Source organism: Psychrosphaera sp. F3M07, assembly GCF_018860345.1.
GTDB classification, from domain to species: Bacteria; Pseudomonadota; Gammaproteobacteria; order Enterobacterales; family Alteromonadaceae; genus Psychrosphaera; species Psychrosphaera aquimarina.
This window is the reverse complement of record NZ_JAHKPJ010000025.1, coordinates 130432-155307: the sequence shown is the minus strand read 5'-3', so window position 1 is coordinate 155307 and position 24876 is coordinate 130432. Positions and strand designations below refer to the sequence as shown.

Below are 24876 nucleotides of genomic sequence, written 5' to 3'. Positions count from 1 at the left end.
AGTACTTTGAAAAAAGTGTTACGTTTATATTTTTATTTAAGCCTTATTACTTCAGTGTTTCCGGGTAAAAAGGCAACAAAAAAACAAGCGTTTTCAACATTTTTGCAATGTAGGTAACCGAAAGGATAGTGGAAGTCATTTGTAAATTTATTCTGACCTGTAGTCATATCAATAATGGTCCAATTATCAGCAGAAGCGAAGATAGAGTTATTGTTTATTACGTGCCATAAGTACCCATCCTGAAACTTTTTAGGGAGGTTAAATATGTTAATAGTGTCGTTAGCATTATTATCTAAGGTGATTATCTGTTGTTTGTCAGCTGTGATGTAATAAAAAAGCTCGTCGGAAAATACGGCTTTAAAAACTTGCTTTATTTTAGTCAGCTTTTGCGTATCTAGTTCAAATTTAACAAGGTAAGTACCTGTTAATGTTTGTTCAATAGCAAAGATAACGTTGTCTTTAATTTGTAAAACACTGTCGAGATTATATTCATTGTTAATTTCAGATTGGATCTCACCCTCCAGATTAAGTAAGGATATGGTTTTTGAATTTAAAACAACTATATTTTCTTCAGTCACTATAAAACTGCTTATGGCTCTTTTGTCAGTGAAGTGAGTGATCTGCTGATGCTGATTTTTATTTTTTAACCAAATTTGAACACTGCCACCTTTATGAGCCGCATAATACATTTGTTCTTTAGACTTAGGGTATGGTAAATATTCGGAATAATCGGAATCAATTTCAGGCGTAAATGTTAATGTGTTAATATCAAAACGATAAATATCCCACTGATTCCAAATTCCTTTTTTACCAAAAACATCTTCGTTCCGTACAACAATATTTTTAAGATTGGCGATTGGAACTGACATAATGGTTTCTTTTTTCGTGCTTGTATTAAACAGTATGACCTGATCATTTTTAATGAAGACTAGTTCTTTATTATTAAACCAGGATAAGTAAAAAGAGAAATCTGACAATGAAGTTAACATTTTTAACTCCGTACTTTTAACATCGTAAATGAACAGCGATTTATTGTTATTGTCTAAACTTCTGATAAATGCAATTTTGTCTAATCTTGCATTATAACTAAAGGCAACGTCTCCATAAGAATTAAGAGGTGGGGAAATTAATACATGCGATTTCTTACTTTCCAAGTCCAATAATTTGATCGTTGCAGGTTGTGAATAGTCTTTGTAATAGATAAATGCAACTTGGTTATTGTTAATAAATTCTATTTTTGTCCAAGCATTTATTTCACTGCAGGGGGCTATTGGGATTGGTGTTTCACTAGCGTATTCACTATTGTTTGCGGTTAGTTGCATTTTATAAATAGTGCATACCCCAGATTCGGTACTTGCAAACACGATTTTACTTAGGTCTGAGGACAAAACGGGGGAATAAATATTGCCTTCATGGCTCATATACAAATCTGATATTTTCTCAGAATCCATATCTTTCACCCGAATGGTATTGAGGCCACTTTTTTGTTCATTCACATAGATTAATAACTGCTGATTAAAGCTGATGTCAAAATCACCTTCCGAGCCTTTATCATGAACTAATACCTTTGTACTTTTCAACATAGTAGGCGTGGTATTCGTAAACTGGTTTGTCACAACAAAAGTAATGGTTAAGATCACAATTAATATGGCAACAAAGGCAAAAATTACTTTTTGGTATTGAAAGCTCGCAGGCGGTTTTTGCGTGCTGTGTTGAGGTGTTTGCAGATAATATGGTGTCGTTTCAGAAATTTGCCTTACGACTTTTGTTGGTTCCACAATTTCCAGTTGTTCAATAACAAATGGCACTATAAATTGATAACCAACTTTAGGGATTGTTTTTATGTAGCTTTCTTTTGCATCAGGAGAGGGGGATAAAAGTCGTCTTAATTTGGATATATAAGGGTTGATAGTACTATCTGATTTTGCTGGATCATTTCCGTATATCTCAAAGTATAATTTGTCACGTGCCACGGGAGCCTGGCCATGTTTCATCAGATAGGACAGAATTTTAGCTTGTTTAGGGTCTAAGGTAACTGTGCGTTCACTTTGGGTGAAAGAAATCGTCAGAGTAGAGAGGTTAAATACCCAGTCGTTCGTCACATAAAGCGTGCTCAATGTTAATTCCTTCTTTTTGAGTTAGTTCTTTCTACCAATGATTTTCGTTAGAAGTGGTGATGATAAATTTTTTAAAATCATACCTTACTATGAGGTTTTTGTACCAATAAGATTAGATAAAAAACAGATAACTTACTTTCAGTATCAATATTAAAAGTATGAAATAAAACGATAGTTTTATTATTAGGGTATAATTGTATTGAGAGTGGTTAAATTAAATAGAGGTTGTTATGGCACGCGCATCGGCGTATCACATTTTGGTTAAAACCAAAGAAGAAGCATTAAAAATTAAACAGAAATTAGACAAAGGTGATAACTTTCAAAAGTTAGCTAAACAGTATTCTACCTGCCCATCAAAAAGAAAAGGTGGTGATCTTGGTGAGTTTAATAAAGGTGATATGGTAAAAGCATTCGATGATGTAGTGTTCAGAAGACCTATTTTAGAAGTGCATGGACCTATAAAAACCCAATTTGGTTACCATTTAATTAAAACGGTTTATCGTAGTAATGGTTAATCAGTTTTAACCATTAACAATCTTCTTCTGGTAATTACTTCAATACTATAAGAGTAAAAGTGGTTAAGATTAGACAATACCAATGGCGGGTATTTATATTTTATCAAGCTGTAGTTTGAAGTCCTCTTTATATCGGCGGGATAAATTTAATAACTTGCCGTTATTTAGCTTTATTTCACTATCGCCACTACTCAAAGGGGTGATAGAAGTAACGGCATCCATGTTAATACCATAACAGCGGTGAATTCTACAAAAGCCTTTATTTTCTATTTGTTGTATTAGGTTGTTCATGGTCGTACGCATAGGATAAACGCGCCCTTGAATATGCAAATTCACATAATTCCCTGAAGACTCAAACCACTCAATATCTTCCACCTTAATAATAAACTCTTTACCTAATTTTTTTACCAGTAAGCGGTCGATATTGTTTGATACAGGTTTGTCTTCACCAAGGTTTATGCTATTAGCCTCACCCTGCAACCGACTGAAAATAAAACGGTAACTTAAAATAGCCATAATAAAAAACATAAATGACCAGAGGTCTTTTCGATATTCATAAATCAATTCAAAAAATAAATCACCAAATTCGTAGGTCAAATTTTGAGTCCAATAAACCAATTTTCGTAGCCAGACCATGATTGTTATGTGGCAAAGTGAAAAGACAACAGAGGCAGATAAATAGATAAAAAAAGTACGTGTAAACTTTTCTGACATCAGTGGGGATTTGTCTAAAAGCCAACTTATAGCAGGTAACATCAAAACCCAGCCTATCGCACTGGAGTATTCAAATAAAAAAGGCTGCCAGATTAAGAAAGGTAAAGTATCAGAATTACGGCTTTCTTCCATGATCATGGAAGTGGCGTTAATTGTATTATTGAGCAAGATATAAACCGAAACAATCGCGGTTTCATACCAAGCTTGATACTTTTGAAAATGTTGGAATTTTGTCATGTTGGCTATTGTTGAACGAAGCTAGGTATTTTGCAATGATTACATCCCACTATCCACTATCCACTATCCCTGGATCCCACCGCTTATCCCTACTCATTGTATATTAAGCACTTTTAGGTTTTAAAACACATAACCTCTGTCACTCTTGCCATCAATACTAAAAGGAAGTGAAGGCGTTACTGTGAAAAAAGCATTACCAATTATGGCGTTATTTATACCTAAGCAAATTAACATTCCAAATCGGCGTTACGATTTAGATTGGTTAAGAGTGATTGTTTTTGGATTATTGATCTTTTATCACACAGGTATGTTGTATGTGGCTAACTGGGGATACCATATTAAAAGTCAGTATTTATCAGAGGGGTTAGCCAATGTCATGTTGTTATTGTCCCCATGGCGAATGGCTGTTTTGTGGCTTATTTCGGGTATTGCAATTCGCTTTGTGTTAGTTAAAGTTCCGCTGTTGCAATTTATTGGCTTGCGCTCAATTAGGCTATTATTGCCTTTGTTATTTGCCATTTTAGTTATCATCCCTCCACAACTGTATTACGAAATGACATTCAACGGTGATCTCAACCTTAGCTATTGGCAGTTCTATAAAGCTTTTTTTGTAAATGACCATGAGTTATTCATTAATTATCAACCTGGAATTTGGCCGCACATTGATGTTAATCATTTATGGTATTTGCGTGAATTGTGGCAATACAGTCTTTTTTTAGTGCCTTTGTTACCGTTATTGAACAGTCGGTTTATCGAAAAATTAACGAACAAACTATTTAGCCTTAATGCCGTTGTCGCCATATTACTGGTAGTTATGCCTATTTTTATTATTCAACTCAGTATGGAGTCGGACCAACATCGTAATGCACTTGGCTTTATTTGTTTGATATATGGTTATTTGATTGGCTGGCATCCAGTTTTTTGGCAACGGGTTACGGAACACTACAAAAAGCTATTAATAATATCTCTGGTGTTATATCTATCCTTGATCACTTTTTATAATTTAGTTTGGCTAGGAGCTGATGAAAATACTAATAAAGTGTTACTCGTAGCGGGTAATTTTCTTTATAGCTTAGATAGAGTGTTATGGGTTTTGGCTGTGATGGGACTTGCAAGTCGTTATTTAAATAAACCTTCAAAGCAGCTTAGTTATTTATCTGATGCAGTTTATCCATATTACATTGTGCATCAAACTATTATAATTGCGGTAGGGTTTGAGCTTTCAAGGTTTTCATTGGGAATAGCTTTGGAAGGGGTATTAGTGTTGTTAATTTCTTTTGCCGCTTGTATTGCCAGTTTTGAAATAATAAGGCGCGTTGAGCTATTACGAGTGTTATTTGGCGTTCAATTAAAACACAGCTACTCACCTAATATTAAAAAGGCAGGCTATTTTATTGCGGCTGTGATTATCATTCCTTTTGGTTTAGAAATTCTATTGTAGCAATAAAACATATGAGCGTTTTTAGATGAAAACGCTCATATTTTTAACTCTGGTTATTTATCTTCGTTTTCAATTAAACGAATACCAGATTTTGAAATAGAGATAGTGCCATCTTTATATAATCCGCCAATTGCACGTTTAAATGCCGCTTTACTCATACCAAATAATTGAGAAATTAATGCGGGATCAGATTTATCGTGAACCGCAGCAAACCCGTTTTCTTTTTCTAAAAATTCAATAATGATTTTGGCAAATTTATCTCTGGTTTTTTGACCACCGTGTAAGGTTAAATCAATTTTTCCGTCATGACGTACACGTTTGATATAACCTTTTTTGTCTTGACCAAAACTCAACCTTTGATGGACTTCATCGGAGAACAATACTCCCCAATGAGTATGATTAATAATGGCTTTAAACCCTAAGTCTGTTGTATTGGCAATGATTAATTCAACCGCTTGGTTAGGTTCAAACTGGTCAGTACCATCTTCAACTAAGAAACGATCAACTTTTGTAGAGCCTGTAATACGTTGATCCATATCGTCAATATAAACACGAACAAGATAAAATAAACCTTCTTCAAGTGGTTTGTGCTGTTCGCCATAAGGTACTAGTAAGTCTTTATCTAATCCCCAGTCCATAAAAGCACCAAAACGGCCCACTTCTTTTACTTTTAAATAAGCAAATTGACCGACTTTAGCTTTCGGTCTTTGTGTAGTGGCAATAGGGCGATCATCTGAATCTAAGTATAAAAATACATTTACATCATCACCTGCTTTTAAATCAGGGCGTGCGTGTTTGCGAGGGAGTAATATCTCACCTAACTCTCCACCATCTAAATAAAAGCCAAAGTCGACGGCTTTGATGACATCTAAGTTGCAAGATTGACCAATTTGAGACATGAAAAGATCCTGATAAATAACAAGGGTAAAAATATTGTTGGCATTATAACCTTTAATCTTTGAATACCAAGAGATTAAGGTAAACGGTGTTGAGTTTGATTATAGAGTTAGGAAATAAGGGCGAAAATATAGCTATGGTGGGTTAGATAAGTAACCAAGTGGCCGTTCCAAGAAATGCGAATATGCCAACTATGTCAGTGACCGTGGTTAAAATCACGCTGCCAGCTAATGCAGGATCTATATTCATTTTTTTCAGCATTAGAGGAATTAAGACACCAGATAATCCTGCGGCAACTAAATTCATCATCATAGCAAAGGCTATAACAGCGCCTAACATTAAGTCTTGTTTCCAGATGGCAACAACACCGGCAATTAATACTGACCAGATAAGGCCGTTGAAAAATCCTATAGCAAGTTCTTTACCTAACAGCCAACGGGAGTTTGCTTGGGTTACATGGCCAACGGCCATGCCACGAATGACCAAAGTTAAGGTTTGGCTACCAGCAACACCACCCATACTTGGTACTATGGTATTTAATATGGCTAATACAGCTAGTTCATCTAAAGTTGATTCAAATAAACTTGAAACAAACGCAGCTAACAAAGCTGTAAATAAATTAACACCTAACCAAACTGAACGTTTGCGCGTACTTTGAATTGCAGGTGCGAAGGTATCTTCTTCGTCATCCAAACCTGCCATGCTCATCATTGAGTGTTCGGCATCTTCACGAATAACGTCAACCACGTCATCGATAGTAATACGGCCTAACAGGATACCATTTTCGTCTATTACTGGAGCTGAGATCCAGTTATAACGTTCAAACAGGGAAGCAACCTCAGAGTCATGCATGGTTGCAGGGATCACCTCAAAATCTGTTTCCATAACTTCAGAAATGAGTTTGCTAGTGGTAGATGTTAATAGTGCAGATAAAGATACTTCGCCAATGAAAGTGTCATCTTTATCAACGACATAAAGATAATCGGTAGTATCTGGAAGAGATTCTTTTAATCGTAAGTAGCGTAATATGACATCAACACTAACGTCAGGCCTTACCGTAATGGTATCGGTATTCATTAGAGCGCCAGCTGTTTCTTCACCATAGGCCATTACTCGTTTGGCACGAGCTTGGTCTTGTTTATCCATGCTTTTTAGTACTTTCTTAAACACAGCATCTGGCATACCGCGTAAAACGTCGGCAAAGTCATCATCGTCCAAATTACCGGCAGCTTCAGCTACTTTTTCTGGACTCATATTTTTTAAGATAGGATTACGAACTTCATCTGATAGTTCTTCTAATACTTCACCTTGAATATTGGCGTCGATAAGTTGCCAAATAACAGTCCTAGCTTTAGGTGGGGAAGAATGAAGTAATAATGCAATATCGGAAGCCGGAAGTGACTCAAGCATATTTCGAACGTGGACAAACATACCACTGTTAAGCGCGGTATTAAGTTCATCAATAGGAATGTTATATTCTTGTTCTAGTAGCTCTGGCATAGCCCCATCGTGAATATGCTTGTTTGAGTCTGATTTATATATTTTCAGACAAAATAGGAATATAGAGAAAGTTTAACGCACAAGCGTTATCTTGAACAGTAACTCTTTGATTTTTGTGTTAATAAAATATAGGAGTGAAGGTTACTCGTCTTCGTCAAATTTATTACTGATTAATTGGCAGATCATATTAACGGCTTCTTCAGCATCATTTCCTGTTGCAGAGATAGTTACCTCTTTGCCTTGATTACTCGCCAACATTAATAGTGCCATAACACTATCAGCATTGGCCGTTTTATCGGCCTGAGTCAGGGTGACAGAAGCATCAAATTGTTGAGCTAATTGAGCTAATTTAGTTGCTGCTCTTGCATGCAAGCCTAATTTATTTTCTATTTTTACGGTGCGACTACTTTCCATCTTTTTCACTTTCGTAACGGGCCATTTCACGGTGGCGGACTCGGATGTTTTTATCTCTGGACTTAAACTGTCTAGCTAATGTTTCTGCAATATAAACGGATCTATGTTTACCACCAGTACAACCAATAGCAATAGTCAGGTAACTACGGTTATTTCGTTCTAAATGTGGTAACCAAGTGGACATAAAATTATTAATTTGAAAAACAAATTTATTCACTAAAGGCTCGCCAGCAAGAAACTCTCTAACCGGTAAATCTAAACCCGTAAGCGGTCTTAATTCTGGCTCCCAATGAGGATTAGGTAAAAAACGAGCGTCAAATACAAAATCGATATCATTAGGCACACCGTATTTAAAACCAAATGATTCAAAGGTTAATACCAGTTCTTTTGATGACTTACCTAATATCTTCTCTCGTACCATCTCAGTTAATTGATGTACATTAAGTTGAGAAGTATCTATGTATAAATCAGCACGGTTAGCTAATTCATCTAATAATTTACGTTCCTGTGAAATCGCTTCTGGTAAAGACGACTCGCCTCTTGAAAGGGGATGCAGACGACGGGTCTCGCTGTATCGTCTGATCAAAACCTCATCACTAGCATCAATATATAAAACGGTGACATTGACGCCCTTTGGTAAGAAATCAAGGTTATCCATTAATTCTTGTTCAGAGGTGGGTAAATTTCTCACGTCTATACTTACGGCAACTTGGTCGTAATTTTTTTCAAGAGAATGAGATAACGCGGGTAATAAATTGACAGGTAGGTTATCAACACAATAATAGCCAAGATCTTCTAAAACCCTTAGAACGACTGTCTTCCCTGAACCTGACCTACCACTGACTATAAATATATGCATCTATGCTGCTTCAACTATGTTGTAAACGTCGAGGTCTGTTTCAGCTCGGCGTAAATTTTTAACTGTTTCTTTGTTATCTAATAACTTAGCAATAGATGCAAGTGTAGACAAGTGGGTATCACATTGATCTGCCGGAACTAATAAGGCGCAAAAAATATCAACGGGACGTTTATCAATGGCGTCGTAATTGATCGCATCTTGATTAACCAGAAAAACAGCTACGGCTTTTTTTATGTTAGTTAGTTTTCCATGAGGGATAGCAATTCCATTGCCTATTCCGGTACTGCCTAACTTCTCTCTATTCATCAGACTTTCTAATATGTCATCAAATGAGTGGTCAGGGAGTTGTTCACTGGCTAATAGTGCGATTTGTTCGAGCACTTTCTTTTTACTCGCACAGTTAGTTAATCGTTTTGTACTTTCTGGTTGGAGAAGAAACTTAAGGTTCATTGACGTTCATTTACTACATTTACTTTTGAAGTGTACTCAAAAGGTAAGGTTACGAAATACCGTCCTTGGTATTTCCAGAATAATGATTAAATTAATGTTTGGTTAATTTTTCTTTGTGTTTAATGACCTGTCGGTCAAGCTTATCGATTAATGAATCGATGGCCGCATACATGTCGGTATGCTCAGAGGTTGCGAACAACTCCCCACCATTTACGTGCATGGTTGCTTCTGCTTTCTGTGCTAGTTTCTCAACGTCTAAAATCACATGGACGTTATTAATATGATCAAAATGTCGCTCTAATTTGGCAAATTTTGTATCGACATATTCTTTTAAAGATTCAGTAGTGTCAATATGACGACATGTTAGGTTTATTTGCATAAGAAATTCCTTCTGTATTAAGTTTTACTTGGCTTACACCAAACGTTTTCTTTGGTTTGAAGGGGGAATGTTTAACGATTCCCGGTATTTTGCAATGGTTCTTCTGGCGACTTGGATACCTTGGTCAGCCAAAATTTCTGCAATCTTACTATCACTTAACGGTTTTGCTTGGTTTTCTGCTGCAACGAGCTTTCTAATGAGGGCTCTAATTGCAGTAGATGAACATTCACCACCATTCTCAGTACTAACATGACTTGAGAAGAAGTATTTAAGTTCAAAAATTCCTCTAGGTGTATGCATATATTTATGGGTGGTAACCCTAGATATAGTTGATTCGTGCATATCGACCATTTCGGCAACATCATTGAGTACCATAGGTTTCATTGCTTCAGGACCATATTCAAAAAACGCCTGTTGCTGCTGAACAATACAATTAGATACTTTTAATAATGTGTCATTTCTGCTTTCTAAACTCTTAATAAACCATTTAGCTTCTTGTAAGTGAGAACGAACAAATTGAGTATCGTTGGCATTTTTTGATGTCTTACTTAACGATGCATATTGTTCATTTATTTTAAGTTTAGGCATAGAATTTGGATTTAGCTCAACTATCCAACGGCCTTTTTTCTTCACCACACTTACATCAGGGATCACGTAGTCAATTTCGTCTTTAATAACGATACTGGCAGGGTTAGGATTTAGTTGTTGGATCAGTTCCAGAATGTCTTTTAATTCTGGTTCTTTTAATTTGGCTTTACGTAACAGAGTGCGGTAATCACGATTGGCTAATAAATCAATGTAGTTGTCGATGACATCTATAGCTTCGTTTTTCCAAGGCGTGTCGTCAGAAAATCGTTTTAATTGAATAGACAAACACTCTTGTAAATTACGGGCTGCAACGCCAACAGGGTCAAAATGCTGAATTCGTTTAAGTACCGCTTCAACTTCTTCTATTTCAACGTCTTCATTGTCAATGCTTTCAACAATATCCTCAGTAGAGATAGTTAAGAACCCTTTTTCATCAACCGCATCAATAATGGCGGTTGCGATGGCTAAGTCTTCGTCGGTAAATGGAGATAAATTTAATTGCCACAATAAATGGTCTTGAATATTTTCAGTTGTCTCACCTTGGTATACGGTGTCTTCACCTTCATAAGCGGGACCTGAACTCGCAGGAGCAGCACTCATGTAGTCATCCCACGTTGAGTCCATTGGGAGTTCTTCAGAAATGGTTTCACTTTGCAAAGCTTCGTTCGAACTCATCTCTTCTTGAGACCACTCATTGTCGTCATCGGAAGTCGTGTCTAATGTACCTTCCTGCAATGATTTAAGGTCACCATCATATTCTGCATCAAGATCTTGTGATTGCTGTTCGTCTTCACCATCTAACAACGGGTTACTATCAAGAGCTTCTTGAATTTCCTGTTGTAATTCCAATGAAGATAATTGCAATAAACGAATAGCTTGTTGCAGTTGAGGGGTCATTGTTAACTGCTGACCCATTCTGAGTTGTAATGTAGGTCTCATTTAATTCCGTTACTTAAACGCGTTTAACTGATTACTCGTAAGTGATAGTTACTATAACTTGAACTGATCGCCTAGGTATACTTGTTTTACAATTTCACTTGCTAAAACTTGTTCAGGAGTTCCTTCCGCAATGAGTTCTCCATGACTTACGATATACGCTTTTTCGCAGACATCAAGTGTTTCTCGCACATTATGGTCGGTAATTAGAACGCCAATACCTTTGGCTGTAAGTTGTTGAATTATCTTTTTAATATCTATAACCGATATAGGATCTACACCAGCAAATGGTTCATCTAATAAAATTATTTTCGGGTCAGCAGCTAATGCTCTGGCGATTTCTACTCGACGGCGTTCTCCACCAGATAGGGCCATACCATCGCTGTCTCTGATATGTTCAATATGAAATTCAGAGATCAGATCGTCTAACTTATCGGCTTTTTCATTGGCATTTAAATCTTTGCGCATTTCAAGCACAGCCATGATGTTTTGAGATACAGATAACTTTCGAAAGATAGATGTTTCTTGTGGTAAATACCCTATGCCTTGGCGAGCTCGTACGTGCATAGGTTCGTGGCTTAGGTCTACATCATTTAATGTGATGCTGCCTTTATCGTTAGGCACTAATCCTACAATCATATAAAAAGTGGTTGTTTTACCAGCGCCATTTGGACCCAATAAACCAACCACCTCTCCAGCATGTACTGTTAAACTCACATCTTTGACAACTTGACGTTTGTTGTATGACTTAGCTAAATGTGTGGCGACTAAAGTGGACATAAAATTTCTCTAAGTTAGTAGATGTTGGTATTAATCTTTTTTGGTTTTTAAACGAGTTGTCACTCGACCATTTTGGCTTTCATCGCCTTCCGCTTTAACGCGCTGTGCTTTGAGATCAAATTCAATTTTAGCACTTTCAACCACAGATCCACCTTGTTGGAATTTAGCGGAGCCAGCCAGTTGCAATACTTGCGCTTCAACTAAGTAGGTTATTTCTAATGCTTGGGCTGATAGCTCTTGGTTATTTTGTTCTTTTTGCGAAAATATTGCTGGCGTGCCTTTCGCGATTAATTTATCGCTGTTGCCTTCTTTTGTGATAACAAATAACTCATCCGCTTTGATGGTAACACTACCTTGTTTAACAACCACATTACCTGAGAAGTAGAGGGTATTGTTTTTGTAATCTAAATCTTGATTATCAGCATCAATAATTAAGTCTTCTGATGCCGACACTATGCTAGAAAATAGAAGTAACATGGAGCAAAAGCCGGTGATTATTTTATTTATATACATAACTATGAGCCTTTAATTATCGTTTTAACGTGGTTAACCAAGCTGAGAGTTCCGAGTTCAAGATCCGCTGTTAATCCTTTGCCTTGAACCGTAACATTTTTACCTTGAATCGTAATGTCATTGTCAGTGGTGACCATATTCGTGTTTAAATTAATTTCTAAAAATTCGGTCGTGATTGAATTTACAAATTCATTATCAGAAACTTGTAACATACTCACGGACTCTTCTAATAGTAATAAACCATCTTGCATATTCCCGATTTTTGCCGATAAACGCCAAAAAGGTTTGTTGTCTTGATAAATGATAAATTCAGGTTTTTTAAAGTGAGTTAGAGACAAGTCGGCGTAATGTTCCATCTTTTGTGAAAACACTTGTTGTTCAATGTTGCCGTCTTTATCAAACAACTCTTGATGTAGGAAGGTTGCAGTATATTCAGGTATTAAGTCACTTAATGTGTCACTATTTACCGTATCTTCGCTATCTAATGTGGGCAACCACCAAAGAAAACTGACGACTAAAAAGCTTAGTAATATTATCAGTCTAATATTCATTAAGCGCTCGTTCCCTCAAAATGCGTCGTGAGATATTCTTCGCCTTTTTGCATCATAATTAAAAAGTCAGTTAATTCACGAACTGCACCACGACCACCATTATTGGTTGTAACCATATCAGAAATACTTTTTACGTATGGATGACCGTCATTAACTGATACCGCTAAATTGACTAATTTCATTACCGGGACATCTGGAATGTCATCACCAATATAGGCAACTTGTTCGTGTGTAAGGTTAAGATTATTAAGTAGCTCTCGGTAACCCAAAACTTTGTCTTCCATACCTTGATAAATATGATTAACACCGAGTCCTTTCATTCTAATTTCGAGTAAAGTCGATTTACGTCCCGTTATGACGGCAACTTCGACACCAGCTGCCATTAAGGCTCTAATACCAAACCCATCTTTAGTATTGAAGGCTTTCATTTCTTCACCGCTATTGCCTAAAATAACTGAACCGTCAGAAAATACGCCATCAATATCACAAATTAACAATTTAATATCTTTTGCTTTTGCTTGAACCGACGGAGCGATAGCTTGATACCACTGAGTATATAATTCCATTAAATGACACCTGCTCTTAATAAGTCATGCATGTTTAATGCGCCAATTGGTTTATTTGTATCATCTAATACAAACAAGCTATTAATTTTCTTAGCTTCCATGATATTTAGAGTTTGCGCAGCTAATGTATTTGCTTGAGCGGTAACAGAGTTTCGCGTCATCATGTCAGTGATCATAATTTCATTTATTGGTTTATCTTGATCTAAGCAACGGCGTAAATCACCGTCAGTAAAAATGCCACTAAGTTGTCCCTGTTCATTAACTATTCCAGTCATGCCCAAACCTTTTTTCGACATTTCTAATATAGCTTGTTTTAACGATGCCGCTTCAGTGACTAATGGTATTCGACTGCCAGTATGCATAATATCTTTAGTGGTTAGTAACAGTTTGCGACCTAAAGAGCCTCCAGGGTGACTTAAAGCAAAGTCTTCGGCGGTGAAACCTCTGGCCTCTAACAAAGTAACGGCTAAAGCATCACCCAAAACTAAAGCAGCTGTTGTTGAAGCTGTTGGAGCTAACCCTAATGGACATGCTTCTTCAGTTACAGCAGCATTTAAATGGAAGTCACTATTAACGGCTAAGGTAGATTTATCATTACCCGTCATGGCAATAAGCGTGCAACCTAATCGTTTTAGAACAGGAAGCAAGGTTATGATCTCTGCGGTTTCTCCGCTATTTGACAATGCCAAGACAATATCACTTTTGGTGAACATGCCTAAATCACCATGGCTAGCTTCACCTGGATGAACAAAAAAAGAAGGAGTACCTGTACTTGCTAATGTTGCGGCAATTTTATTGGCAACATGTCCTGATTTCCCCATACCTGTCACTATGACTCTGCCACTACAATTTAATATGGTTTCACAACTTTGTTCAAATTGATGATCAATTGACTTTGTTAAATTTGCAATCGCTTGTAACTCAATATTAATGACTTGTAATGCAGACTGTGAAAATTGAGAAAGACTCATAGTTAACTAGTAACCTTTATTAAAACTAAATAAACAGAATGATTTGATAAGCAACAAAACCAGCAACTAACAAACCACCTTCAAATCGGTTAATCCGTCTTGTTTTAGTGAAACTCATAGCCATAAATAATAGCGCTAACGTAGCACCAATCATAACCATAGTGTCACGAGTTGCAGCTTGTGGATCAATAGCACTTGGATTAATCAGTGCTCCAACTCCCAATACCGCTAGTATATTAAATATGTTTGAACCAATAACGTTACCTATAGCTAAATCGTCTTCGCCCTTTAGCACCCCAGATACACTGGCTGCTAATTCCGGTAAACTAGTTCCCAATGCAATAATGGTTAACCCAATCACTAACTCACTAATTCCAAAATAGGTTGCTATCGTGACAGCTGACTCTACTAAAAAGTGTGAACTCAATGGCAGTAGTATTAAGCCAAATATTACCCAGCCCAGTGCAACAGGAGTGGGTAAATCACTTGGGATCTCTTCTTGTGATTCTGCTAATAACGCATCGGGCTCGCCATTTGAAGATTTGGCTAAAAATATTAAAAAGCCAATAAAACCAAAGAAACTCGCTGTTAAAAATATACCTTCGTTAAAAGATAAATAGTTATCATGGAGTATCCACCAAGCAATTAATGTGAAACCTAATAAAATTGGCATTTCACGATACAAGGTACTGGAAGAAACAATTAAAGGTCTTACTAAAGTAGTGATACCTAAAACAAGTAGGATGTTAGTAATATTAGAGCCGATTGCATTACCTACTGAAGTATCCGTTGCCCCCGCTAAAGCAGCGTTTGCTGAAACCATAATTTCAGGTGCTGACGATCCCATGGCGACAATTGTTAACCCTATTATCATTGGTGAAATACCAAGATTTTTGGCAAACCCAGACGCGCCGTAGACAAATTTATCAGCACTCCAAACTAAAGCCGCAAAAGAAAGGATTAAAATAATAATTGCACTTAACATGTATCAGGGATCACTTTATCAATAAATTATGGCGTTATTGTGGCGATACTCGTTTGATAAATCAAAACATAAATAAAGAAATAGTTAGATATAATCAATTCTTTACAGATTTTATATATTATTCTGCTTTCGTTTACACTTTTTAACGTTTTAGTCGTAGTAATGCCCGACGTTAATCAATACAATAGTTGAACTATTACGGAAGTCATTAGCCATAGGGTATTTGGTCGAAATATAATAAAACTATTATGAATGTAGATAAAACTGACTTTGAATCACCACATGTAGAATTAAAGAATGTCACATTTTCTCGCGGTGAACGTGTGATTTATGACGACATTTCTATGGTATTTCCAAAAGGCAAAATTACCGCGATTATGGGCCCAAGTGGCATAGGTAAAACGACCTTGTTACGTTTAATCGGCGGCCAGCTTTATCCTGATTCGGGCGATATAATAGTTGCAGGACAAAACATTCCTCAATTAAGCCGCAAAGGTTTGTACTCTGCCCGTGAAAAAATGAGCATGTTATTTCAAAGCGGTGCGCTTTTTACCGAAATGAATGTATTTGATAACGTGGCATTTCCAATTAGAGAGCATACTAAATTACCAGAAGATATAATTAGAACTATGGTTTTGATGAAGTTGGAAGCGGTTGGTTTGCGCGGTGCACATCAACTCATGCCAAATGAATTATCTGGTGGTATGGCAAGAAGAGCCGCATTAGCTCGTTCTATTGCTTTAGATCCTGAGTTAATCATGTATGACGAACCATTTGTAGGACAAGATCCTATTTCAATGGGCGTGTTAGTTCGATTAATAAGAAATTTGAATACGTCATTGAACTTAACCAGCATTGTAGTATCTCACGATGTGAAAGAAGTCATGGGTATCGCTGATTATATGTATATCATTGCAGATAAAAGGGTAATTGGTCATGGAACAAAAGAACAATTACTTGCAAGTGAATCACCCTTAGTACAGCAATTTTTGAAAGGATTAGCAGATGGGCCCGTACCATTTCATTATCCTGCGCCATCAATTTCTCAAGATTTAATGCAGGGTTAATATGGATTGGATTCAAAATTTAGGTAGAAATACCATAGAACGTTTTACAGCAATTGGTAGAGCAACCTTTATGCTGATTGGGGCTATCGTTGCCAAACCAAACCTTGTAAAAGGTTTTCCTCTTTTTGTTCAACAAGTTTATGTTATAGGGGTTCTTTCACTCGTTATTATAGTAGTGTCTGGGTTGTTTATTGGCATGGTGCTGGCATTACAAGGGTACACTGTATTAGTAGATTACGGCGCTGAAGACAGTTTAGGTCAAATGGTGTCGTTATCCTTATTAAGAGAATTAGGACCAGTTGTCACCGCATTATTATTCGCAGGTAGAGCTGGTTCGGCATTAACCGCTGAAATCGGCTTGATGAAAGCAACAGAACAATTGACAAGTTTGGAAATGATGGCGGTGGATCCACTACGAAGAGTGGTAGCACCAAGGTTTTGGGCCGGTGTGTTTAGTATGCCAATCTTAGCTATCTTATTTTCTTCAGTTGGTTTATTAGGTGGTCATTTAGTCGGTGTTGAATGGTTAGGTGTCGACCATGGAAGTTTTTGGTCAATAATGCAGGCTAGCGTTCAATTCGAAGGTGATATCTTAAATGGTATTATTAAAAGCTTTGTTTTTGCAATCGTTGTTACTTGGATTGCAATTTTTAGGGGGTATGACGCGATACCAACTTCAGAAGGTATTAGTCAGGCAACAACACAAACGGTTGTTCAATCATCGTTAGCCGTTTTAGGATTGGATTTTGTACTAACCGCCCTTATGTTTGGCGGATAGGTAGGAGAAAAAAATGATATCAAAAAAAGTTGAGTTATTAGTCGGGTTCTTTGTTGCTTTAGGTATTGCGGCGTTGATGTTCTTAGCACTAAATGTGGCAAGTTCAGGGATGTCAGGCTCTGGTGAAACATATAACTTATATGCAAAATTTCAAAACATTGGTGGATTAAAAGTTCGCTCATCCATAAAGGTTGGTGGCGTTGTAATAGGTCGTGTTGAAGAGATTAAATTGGATACGGAAGATTACGCACCGGTTGCCAAATTAGCCATTGATGCAAAATATAATAATTTTCCAGATACGAGTTCTTTATCTATATTAACTTCAGGGTTACTTGGTGAGCAATATTTAGGTTTAGAACCTGGTTTCATTGATGAAACGGTTGGAATTCTAGGTGAGGGCGATTTCATTGAAGATACTAAGTCCGCTTTAGTATTAGAGGAATTAATTGGTCAATTTTTATTTAGTCAGGGTAATGAATGAATACTAAAATATTAAATATCGGATTATTATTAGCCACATTGATTTTTAGTAGTAACGCAAGTGCTGAAACTATTAAAGAAGACCCATTTAAACTTGTTCAAGTTGTGGCTCAAGAGTTATTTGACCGTATTGCACGTGAGCAAAGTGTCATACAGCAAGATCCCGAGCAACTTAGAGTGGTTGTTGCTGAAGAGTTAGCGCCTTCAATTAATTATAAATTTGCGGCCGCAAAAGTATTAGGCCCTTATTATAAAAATAGTACTAAAGCTCAAAGAGCTGAGTTTTATGAAGCTTTTAGAGAGTATTTAATAGCAACGTATGCGGGTATTTTAACGCTATATAAAGATCAGCAAGTTGTGTTTGAACCTGCAACGGATATTGATGGTAAACGTCGTGCTCAAGTAAAAGTAAGAGTATTAGATGAAGGTAAACCGGACATTAGAATCGAATTTATTTTAAGAAAGAATAAAGAAGGTGAATGGGCCGCTTACGATATGGTTGCTGAAGGTATTAGTGTATTAAGTAGTAAAACTAAAGAGCTACAAGGTTTAATTCGTCAACAAGGTATCGAGTCAGTTACTCAATTGTTGTTAGAAAAATCAGCTAAACCAATTTTAGTAAAGTCACTTGGTTAATCATCAATGAAATTAATATTTGCTAATAATAAAGTCAACATTGTAGGAGCTATTGACAGATTCAGCCTTGTTGATGATGCACTATTTAATTTTCAGTCTATGACTGCTGATGTGACAATTGATCTTAACAAAGTGACGTCAGTGGATACCGCTGGCGTTGCTTTTATACTTAAATTAGTCGCGCATTATCAAAATGCTCAATTAAATGTTGTATTAACTCACCCCCCCGCTCAATTAATTGCTTTGGCAGAGATCAGCAATGTGCTAGGATTATTACCCTTAAAAGAATAGTAATTAGTAAATTTTGGGTAAGCAATGGAATTAAGGGAAATTGAAGAAAAACTAACCGCTGAATTAAATCTTGACGAAGTCATGGTTAAATCAGATGGTTCTCATTTTCAAATAACCGCTGTTGGGGGTTGTTTTGAAGACCTATCTCGCGTAAAACAGCAACAATTAGTTTTAAAACCCCTTTCTGGTTATATAGCTGACGGCAGTATGCATGCTGTAAGTGTAAAAGCATATACACCAAAAGCTTGGGCTCGTGACAAAAAACTACAACTTCTTTCCTAACCAATAATAAGAGATTATGGAAAAATTGCTTATAGAAGGTGGCCAAGCTTTATCTGGCTCGGTCATTATTTCAGGCGCTAAAAATGCGGCGCTACCTATCTTAATTAGTTCAATTCTCACGGCTGAAGAGTGCACTTATACTAATGTCCCTAAATTACGGGATATTGGTATTACTTGTCAGCTTTTAGAGCAATTTGGTACTCAGGTTTCATCTACTGAAAATACAGTAGTGATAAACGCAGGTACTATCAATTCTACAGTTGCACCATATGATTTAGTAAATCGTATGAGAGCGTCAATTCTAGTTTTGGGGCCTTTATTGGCTCGTTTTGGTCATGCCGAAGTTTCACTGCCTGGTGGTTGCGCTATTGGTGCACGCCCTGTTGATTTACATATTGATGGGTTAAAAAAACTAGGTGCTAAAATTACCGTTGAAGCTGGTTATGTAAACGCTAAGGTTGAAGGCCGATTAAAAGGTAATCGTATTTATATGAGTACCATAAGTGTTGGCGCGACAGAAAATTTAATGATGGCTGCAGCATTAGCTGAAGGTACAACCATTATTGAGAACGCAGCACGTGAACCTGAGATTGTAGATTTAGCCAATTGTTTAAATAAAATGGGCGCAAAAGTTTCCGGTGCAGGTAGTAACAACATTGAAATTGAAGGTGTTGAAACATTGCATGGTTGTGAACATGCAATAATGCCTGACCGAATAGAAACGGGCACTTTTTTAGTCGCTGCAGCGGTGACGGGGGGCGAAGTAACGTGTTTAAACACGGACTATCACCTAGTTGAACCAGTAATTGAGAAACTACGTGATGCTAATGCGCTAATTGAGTGGGATGACAACTCAATACACATTGATATGCGTGGAAGAGAGCTTAAAGCTGTCAATATCAAAACCTTACCTCATCCTGGATTCCCTACCGACATGCAAGCTCAGTTCACTATGTTGAATGTTGTGGCTAATGGGGTAGGCACTATTACAGAAACGATTTTTGAAAACCGTTTTATGCATGTTCCAGAGCTTCGCCGAATGGGGGCTAATATACAATTAGAGGGTAACACTGCTATATGCCCAGAGAAGAGTAATTTGATGGGTGCTCAAGTTGTTTCTACTGACCTAAGAGCATCTGCGAGTTTAGTCATTGCTGGACTTGTCGCAAAAGGCGTAACTCAGCTAGATGAAGTATTCCATATCGATCGTGGATACGAGAATATTGAAAAGAAACTTGTAGGTCTCGGAGCGAAGATCACAAGAGTTGATGATTAAAACTCTCGTAGTTTAATCTGTCCCCTATAATAAAATCGGCAATTTAATTGCCGATTTCTAATTTACCCACCTGAACGTCTTTGTTAATAATAACTCGGTTTCTGGAAAAGCTAATTTGCAGGTAATCACCTGGCGTGGTCCTTTCAATTATGTTTAACAGCTCTTGAACGCTAACAAGTTGTTTGCCATTTATAGCCAACATAATATCACCTGAACGTAATCCACCTGTCCATGCGGGTCCAAACGGATCGACATCCGTAATTTTAATACCGGCAATAGATTCCACTGAACTTTTAACTGAAACGCCTGCTTGATTGATTGGTGTACCGCCTAAACCAAGATATCCACGTGTGACTTCGCCATCTGCTAAAAGACGGTCAGTAATATGCTTGGCTAATTTATAAGGGATGGCGAAAAATATACCTTGAATGCCTCGTTGGGCTTTTGCGGTATTAATACCAACCAACATGCCTCTTGAATTGACTAACGCACCTCCAGAGTTGCCTAAATTGATAGCTGCATCCATTTGAATAAAATCACTGTGACTGGACTTGCTGCTCGATAAGCCTTTTTGTCCAGTCGCACTAATAATGCCTTGCGTGATAGTTTGTCCCAAATTTAATGGGTTACCAATAGCTAATACAATGTCACCAACTTGGGCTTCTAAATCTGGATCTTGGGGGATTGCAGGAAGATTGTTGGCATCAATTTTTAGTAATGCGAGGTCAGTGACTTGATCTAAGCCTATTACTTCGGCATTAAATTGTCGTCCATCCTGCAGTAAAACCATGATAAGTTCAGCATTATCGACCACATGGTAATTAGTTAGAATATGACCTTCGCTGGTCATGATTACACCAGAACCAAGGTCATTTAAGTTTTGCTGTTCACCCAATGTATTTTTGCTAAGCGTTACTGAATAAACATTAACCACCGAAGGCGCTGCTTGTTGCACGGCAAAAGCAAAAGACATAGCGTCTGGACGAATAACGTTATCAGTGAACTTGTTCAACCCTAAGTTATTACGCAAAGATGGGGTTAAAATGATGACTAGCATAGCGACGGCTAACCCGTAGGCGATAGCATTAAAAATATGTCTGATTTTGAAACTCACATGAAATCCAGAAGTTAGTTGAAATTACTTTACCGATTAGGGGGCGATAAAATTTAGGTATAAAAAAACCTACAATGAGGTCATTGTAGGTTCTTATTAGTTTAATTTCTATTTATCTTATTAATATATATAGAGAACTGTTTCCTCTTACTACATTTAATGCCAATACACCTTTGGCTTCAGATAACATATCGCGTAGAGCTGCAACACTTGTTAAACGTGTACGATTAACCGCTACAATAACATCGCCTTTTTCTAAGCCTAACATAGCGGCAGGTGAACGTTCATTTAACTCAGTAACTTCAATTCCATCTTCACCACGTTGAGTTTTACCATTAGCTAGTTTTGCTCCTTTCAAAGATGGATGAATATTTTCGGCCGTGATTGCCGGTTTATCAGCTGACCCTAACGTAACAGTAAGATTTACTTCATCACCATCACGAATAGCGGTTAGTTCAACTTTTTTACCAGCCCCTTTAGAAGCAACTTTACTTCGTAACTCATCAAAAGATTTAATTTTATTACCATCGACATGAGTGATGATATCACCCATTTTTAGACCACCTTTATCGGCAGACGAATCGGCAACTACTTCAGCTACAAATGCCCCTTGCGCGACTTCAACTCCAAATGATTTGGCCATCTCAGCATCAAAATTGGAACCTGAAATACCTAGTACACCACGTTTTACTTCACCAAACTCAATGATTTGCTCCATAAGATTGTTCATCATTACAGATGGTATTGCAAAGCCAATACCTACATTACCGCCACTTGGCGCTATTATCGCGGTATTGATACCAACAAGCTCACCTTTTAGGTTTACTAGGGCACCACCTGAATTTCCACTATTTATCGCAGCATCAGTTTGGATAAAATCTTCTAGTCCTTGATTAGGTCCCATTAATCCCGATCGGCCTTTAGCACTTATTATCCCAGATGTAACGGTTTGACCTAAACCAAACGGATTACCGATAGCAACAACAAAGTCACCGACTTTGGCTTTATCCGAATTAGCGATGGTTATTTCAGCCAGATTGTCAGGATCAATTTTTAACACAGCGATATCACTGTCTTTATCACCGCCTAACTTTTTAGCGACAAATTCACGACCGTCCTTCAGTTTAACAATGATTTCATCAGCATCATTTATTACATGGTAATTAGTAACAACATAACCTTTGTCTTTATCAATAATCACGCCTGAACCCATCCCTTTGAAAGGACGCTCTTGTGTTTGTGGCGCACCGCGGCGGTTACCAAAAAAATATTGGAACGGGTCCATGCTCGCTTTTACTTCTTTATTTCCTTCTACGGCGATGGTTACTACTGCAGGTGTTACTTCTTCTAACATAGGTGCTAGTGAAGGAACTTCCTGTTTTAATGTTGAAAATGGAAATGCTGCATTAGCAAGAGGGGATAACGTTAAGCTTGCTAATACGATAGCTGAGATTGAAGTTAATTTTATGATTTGAGATTTAACAGAAACTGTCATTTTTTTCGTACTCCTTAAAATGTTATTGGAACAGACAGATTGAATTAAATTTAGTTCAGCAGGTTTACATTTTGTTACTTCTTTTAAATTACAGGCAATGAAATGTTCGGGATTTCACTGCCTTAAAACTCAAGTACGATCTTCGTTAATTGGTGTGTTAATTGACCCTTTAAATACACCTGAAGCAGAGCCTGAATAATCTAAAGGTTGATTATCAAGGTTTGATTTATCTCTCGGTTTCCTATTAGCGTTAGTTAATATATGGGTCGCTTCTTTTGAGAAAAAAGGGAACGCAGGTGTTTGTTTATCGTCTTTCAGCAATTGTTCAGCATCTTCTATTTGATTATCAATATGCTGTGACATCTCATGCAAATTTGTTGCTACCGATCGAAATGCGGCTAAATTGTCTTGCCAGTTCTGTTTCAGCTGGGCGTTTTCCTGTTGGCAATTATTCAACTCTTGTTTGGTTTGTGGTGAACCGGATGTCATTCTGATTTTAATAATCATAATGCCAATACCTGCAATAAGACCTAAAGCAAAAACGATAATATCAATTGCAATTTGCATAAAAATTCCTCAAAAATATAAAAGACAGAATAAGATGAATAGAGATGTTTATCTCAATACCTCTGCTAAGCATAAATCATCCTTGACCTGTTACCCAATAACAAATTCAATTAATTGAAATTAAAGTTATCTAAAAGATTAATTGGTAATTGGGTGCGTACTATGGTCATGCTATTATCTGTCTATAAGGCCTTTTTTTTCAATTTAAATAGTGAACTATGTCCAGCACGCTAAATAATTTAACACCGTTACAGCAATATCAAAAAGATCTACTGAAGCCTGATTTTCAATATGATGAAGCTCAAGAAAATGCCGTTAAAAATTTACAGCGTTTGTACGATGACTTTATTAATGCCTCAAATTTGAAACCTTCTTTTATAAGTAAGTTGTTCAACAAAAAACAAAATGCTACATCGAATGTGCAAGGTATATATTTTTGGGGAGGTGTTGGTCGTGGTAAAACGTATTTGGTGGATACTTTTTTTGATTGTTTGCCTACCGAAAAAAAACTAAGAATTCATTTTCATCGTTTTATGCATAAAGTGCACGATGAAATGAATAAACTTAATGGTGTGGAAGATCCCCTTAAGCAAGTCGCTAAGATTTTTGCGGCAAATACTTCAATCATCTGCTTTGATGAGTTTTTTGTTTCGGACATTACGGATGCGATGATCTTAGGCACATTATTAGATGAGCTGTTTAAACTAGGTGTCGTGTTTGTGACAACATCAAACATAGTCCCTGATGATTTATATAAAAATGGATTACAACGTGCACGTTTTTTACCTGCAATCGCTCTTCTTAAAAAACATTGTGATGTGGTTAATGTAGACTCTGGTGTTGATTATCGATTAAGAGCTTTAGAAAAAGCAGAAATTTATCATTCACCTTGTGATGAACAAGCAGACCGTAACATACATTCTTATTTTCAACAGTTAGCACCTGAACCTGGTTTACAGAATACGTCGATAGAAATAGAAGGGCGGTCCATTGCAACTAGGGAAGTTGCAGATGGTGTGGTTTGGTTTAACTTTGACGCGATTTGTGAAAGTGCTCGCTCACAGCTGGACTACATGGAGATTAGCCGTATTTATCACTCGGTTTTATTATCCAATGTTAAACAAATGAGCCGTGAAAATGATGATGCTGCGCGTCGTTTTATTGCAATGGTTGATGAGTTTTATGAGCGTAATGTTAAACTTATTATTACCGCTGATGTGCCGTTAGAACAATTATACAGTGATGGGACTTTATCATTTGAATTTAAACGCTGTATTAGCCGTTTACAAGAGATGCAAAGTCATGAGTATCTTGCTGAACCTCATATTCCTTAACCAAAATAACTGTATAGAAAACGATTGAATCCTTCTATTGCCTTGCTCACTTCGACTTTAAAATTGTCGTGGTTGGGCATGGCAATTGGCGGAAATATTCTTTATTAAACTTTTGTACAATTTTTAGATGATCTTTCTAATCA

Annotated in this window: 28 protein-coding genes; 10 read left to right on the top strand and 18 right to left on the bottom strand. The window is 37.0% G+C overall.

The genetic code is table 11. From position 1 onward, the window contains the following. Positions 1–32: 32 nt before the first annotated feature. Entirely contained in the window at positions 33–2117 is a 2085-nt protein-coding gene (locus KO505_RS14765; RefSeq protein WP_216056226.1) for a transcriptional regulator, read from the bottom strand. 230 nt (positions 2118–2347) lie between these two features. Here KO505_RS14765 and KO505_RS14760 point away from each other — a divergent pair, with 230 nt between their 5' ends. Further along, the gene (locus KO505_RS14760) at positions 2348–2632 is read left to right on the top strand and encodes a peptidylprolyl isomerase (protein ID WP_216056225.1); all 285 of its coding nucleotides are present in this window, start codon (positions 2348–2350) and stop codon (positions 2630–2632) included. 93 nt (positions 2633–2725) lie between these two features. On the opposite strand, the gene KO505_RS14755 is transcribed toward KO505_RS14760, so the two are convergent. After that, positions 2726–3583 (bottom strand): LytTR family DNA-binding domain-containing protein, encoded by an 858-nt coding sequence (locus KO505_RS14755; RefSeq protein WP_216056224.1) that lies wholly within the window; start codon positions 3581–3583, stop codon positions 2726–2728. Between the two features lie 181 nt (positions 3584–3764). Between KO505_RS14755 and KO505_RS14750 the strand changes: the two genes are divergently transcribed. Further along, positions 3765–5024 (top strand): acyltransferase family protein, encoded by a 1260-nt coding sequence (locus KO505_RS14750; protein ID WP_216056223.1) that lies wholly within the window; start codon positions 3765–3767, stop codon positions 5022–5024. Between the two features lie 53 nt (positions 5025–5077). On the opposite strand, the gene KO505_RS14745 is transcribed toward KO505_RS14750, so the two are convergent. The 13 genes from KO505_RS14745 to KO505_RS14685 form a co-directional block, all read right to left on the bottom strand. Next, positions 5078–5923: a S1 RNA-binding domain-containing protein gene (locus tag KO505_RS14745; protein WP_216056222.1), complete on the bottom strand. Its 846-nt coding sequence runs from the start codon at positions 5921–5923 to the stop codon at positions 5078–5080. A 142-nt stretch (positions 5924–6065) separates the two neighbouring features. Then, complete coding sequence (gene mgtE, locus KO505_RS14740; protein WP_216056221.1) at positions 6066–7421, bottom strand: magnesium transporter; 1356 nt, start codon at positions 7419–7421, stop codon at positions 6066–6068. A gap of 141 nt (positions 7422–7562) precedes the next feature. Continuing rightward, the gene (locus KO505_RS14735; protein ID WP_216056220.1) at positions 7563–7835 is read right to left on the bottom strand and encodes an HPr family phosphocarrier protein; all 273 of its coding nucleotides are present in this window, start codon (positions 7833–7835) and stop codon (positions 7563–7565) included. Further along, positions 7825–8694: an RNase adapter RapZ gene (rapZ, locus tag KO505_RS14730; protein WP_216056219.1), complete on the bottom strand. Its 870-nt coding sequence runs from the start codon at positions 8692–8694 to the stop codon at positions 7825–7827. Before rapZ ends, KO505_RS14735 begins: the two co-directional genes overlap by 11 nt. After that, positions 8695–9144, bottom strand: a complete 450-nt coding sequence (gene ptsN, locus KO505_RS14725) for a PTS IIA-like nitrogen regulatory protein PtsN (protein ID WP_216056218.1) — start codon at positions 9142–9144, stop codon at positions 8695–8697. It abuts the gene before it with no gap. 91 nt (positions 9145–9235) lie between these two features. Continuing rightward, positions 9236–9523 carry a ribosome hibernation promoting factor gene (gene hpf / locus KO505_RS14720; protein ID WP_216056217.1) on the bottom strand — a complete coding sequence of 96 codons (288 nt, stop codon included), beginning with the start codon at positions 9521–9523 and terminating at the stop codon, positions 9236–9238. 33 nt (positions 9524–9556) lie between these two features. After that, complete coding sequence (locus KO505_RS14715; RefSeq protein ID WP_216056216.1) at positions 9557–11050, bottom strand: RNA polymerase factor sigma-54; 1494 nt, start codon at positions 11048–11050, stop codon at positions 9557–9559. A 51-nt stretch (positions 11051–11101) separates the two neighbouring features. Continuing rightward, positions 11102–11827 (bottom strand): LPS export ABC transporter ATP-binding protein, encoded by a 726-nt coding sequence (lptB, locus tag KO505_RS14710; protein ID WP_216056215.1) that lies wholly within the window; start codon positions 11825–11827, stop codon positions 11102–11104. Positions 11828–11857: 30 nt separating this feature from the next. Continuing rightward, positions 11858–12340 carry a lipopolysaccharide transport periplasmic protein LptA gene (gene lptA / locus KO505_RS14705; RefSeq protein ID WP_216056214.1) on the bottom strand — a complete coding sequence of 161 codons (483 nt, stop codon included), beginning with the start codon at positions 12338–12340 and terminating at the stop codon, positions 11858–11860. A 2-nt stretch (positions 12341–12342) separates the two neighbouring features. Next, positions 12343–12891 carry an LPS export ABC transporter periplasmic protein LptC gene (lptC, locus tag KO505_RS14700; RefSeq protein WP_216056213.1) on the bottom strand — a complete coding sequence of 183 codons (549 nt, stop codon included), beginning with the start codon at positions 12889–12891 and terminating at the stop codon, positions 12343–12345. Beyond that, complete coding sequence (kdsC, locus tag KO505_RS14695) at positions 12891–13457, bottom strand: 3-deoxy-manno-octulosonate-8-phosphatase KdsC (protein ID WP_216056212.1); 567 nt, start codon at positions 13455–13457, stop codon at positions 12891–12893. The genes lptC and kdsC overlap by 1 nt, the downstream gene beginning before the upstream one ends. Beyond that, positions 13457–14428 carry a KpsF/GutQ family sugar-phosphate isomerase gene (locus KO505_RS14690; RefSeq protein WP_216056211.1) on the bottom strand — a complete coding sequence of 324 codons (972 nt, stop codon included), beginning with the start codon at positions 14426–14428 and terminating at the stop codon, positions 13457–13459. Before KO505_RS14690 ends, kdsC begins: the two co-directional genes overlap by 1 nt. A 25-nt stretch (positions 14429–14453) precedes the next feature. Next, positions 14454–15413: a calcium/sodium antiporter gene (locus tag KO505_RS14685; protein ID WP_216056210.1), complete on the bottom strand. Its 960-nt coding sequence runs from the start codon at positions 15411–15413 to the stop codon at positions 14454–14456. 248 nt (positions 15414–15661) lie between these two features. On the opposite strand from KO505_RS14685, the gene mlaF reads away from it, so the two are divergent. From mlaF to murA, 7 genes are read left to right on the top strand one after another with little or no spacing between them, the layout of a single operon-like run. Next, the gene (gene mlaF, locus KO505_RS14680) at positions 15662–16480 is read left to right on the top strand and encodes a phospholipid ABC transporter ATP-binding protein MlaF (RefSeq protein WP_216056209.1); all 819 of its coding nucleotides are present in this window, start codon (positions 15662–15664) and stop codon (positions 16478–16480) included. A 1-nt stretch (position 16481) separates the two neighbouring features. Further along, positions 16482–17258 (top strand): lipid asymmetry maintenance ABC transporter permease subunit MlaE, encoded by a 777-nt coding sequence (gene mlaE / locus KO505_RS14675; protein ID WP_216056208.1) that lies wholly within the window; start codon positions 16482–16484, stop codon positions 17256–17258. Between the two features lie 13 nt (positions 17259–17271). Further along, positions 17272–17739, top strand: a complete 468-nt coding sequence (gene mlaD, locus KO505_RS14670; RefSeq protein ID WP_216056207.1) for an outer membrane lipid asymmetry maintenance protein MlaD — start codon at positions 17272–17274, stop codon at positions 17737–17739. After that, positions 17736–18374: a phospholipid-binding protein MlaC gene (locus KO505_RS14665; protein ID WP_216056206.1), complete on the top strand. Its 639-nt coding sequence runs from the start codon at positions 17736–17738 to the stop codon at positions 18372–18374. Before mlaD ends, KO505_RS14665 begins: the two co-directional genes overlap by 4 nt. 6 nt (positions 18375–18380) lie before the next feature. Beyond that, positions 18381–18665: a lipid asymmetry maintenance protein MlaB gene (locus KO505_RS14660; RefSeq protein ID WP_216056205.1), complete on the top strand. Its 285-nt coding sequence runs from the start codon at positions 18381–18383 to the stop codon at positions 18663–18665. 24 nt (positions 18666–18689) lie between these two features. Beyond that, entirely contained in the window at positions 18690–18947 is a 258-nt protein-coding gene (locus KO505_RS14655; RefSeq protein ID WP_216056204.1) for a BolA family protein, read from the top strand. A 16-nt stretch (positions 18948–18963) separates the two neighbouring features. Then, positions 18964–20223 carry a UDP-N-acetylglucosamine 1-carboxyvinyltransferase gene (gene murA / locus KO505_RS14650; protein WP_216056203.1) on the top strand — a complete coding sequence of 420 codons (1260 nt, stop codon included), beginning with the start codon at positions 18964–18966 and terminating at the stop codon, positions 20221–20223. 43 nt (positions 20224–20266) lie between these two features. Here murA and KO505_RS14645 read toward each other — a convergent pair whose 3' ends face one another. The 3 genes from KO505_RS14645 to KO505_RS14635 form a co-directional block, all read right to left on the bottom strand. Next, entirely contained in the window at positions 20267–21337 is a 1071-nt protein-coding gene (locus KO505_RS14645) for a trypsin-like peptidase domain-containing protein (RefSeq protein WP_315947559.1), read from the bottom strand. Positions 21338–21449: 112 nt separating this feature from the next. Further along, positions 21450–22832, bottom strand: coding sequence for a DegQ family serine endoprotease (locus tag KO505_RS14640; RefSeq protein WP_216056202.1), 1383 nt, complete (start codon positions 22830–22832; stop codon positions 21450–21452). Between the two features lie 129 nt (positions 22833–22961). Continuing rightward, positions 22962–23399, bottom strand: a complete 438-nt coding sequence (locus KO505_RS14635) for a ZapG family protein (protein WP_216056201.1) — start codon at positions 23397–23399, stop codon at positions 22962–22964. A 218-nt stretch (positions 23400–23617) separates the two neighbouring features. Between KO505_RS14635 and zapE the strand changes: the two genes are divergently transcribed. Beyond that, the gene (zapE, locus tag KO505_RS14630; protein WP_216056200.1) at positions 23618–24733 is read left to right on the top strand and encodes a cell division protein ZapE; all 1116 of its coding nucleotides are present in this window, start codon (positions 23618–23620) and stop codon (positions 24731–24733) included. The last annotated feature ends 143 nt before the right edge of the window (positions 24734–24876 follow it).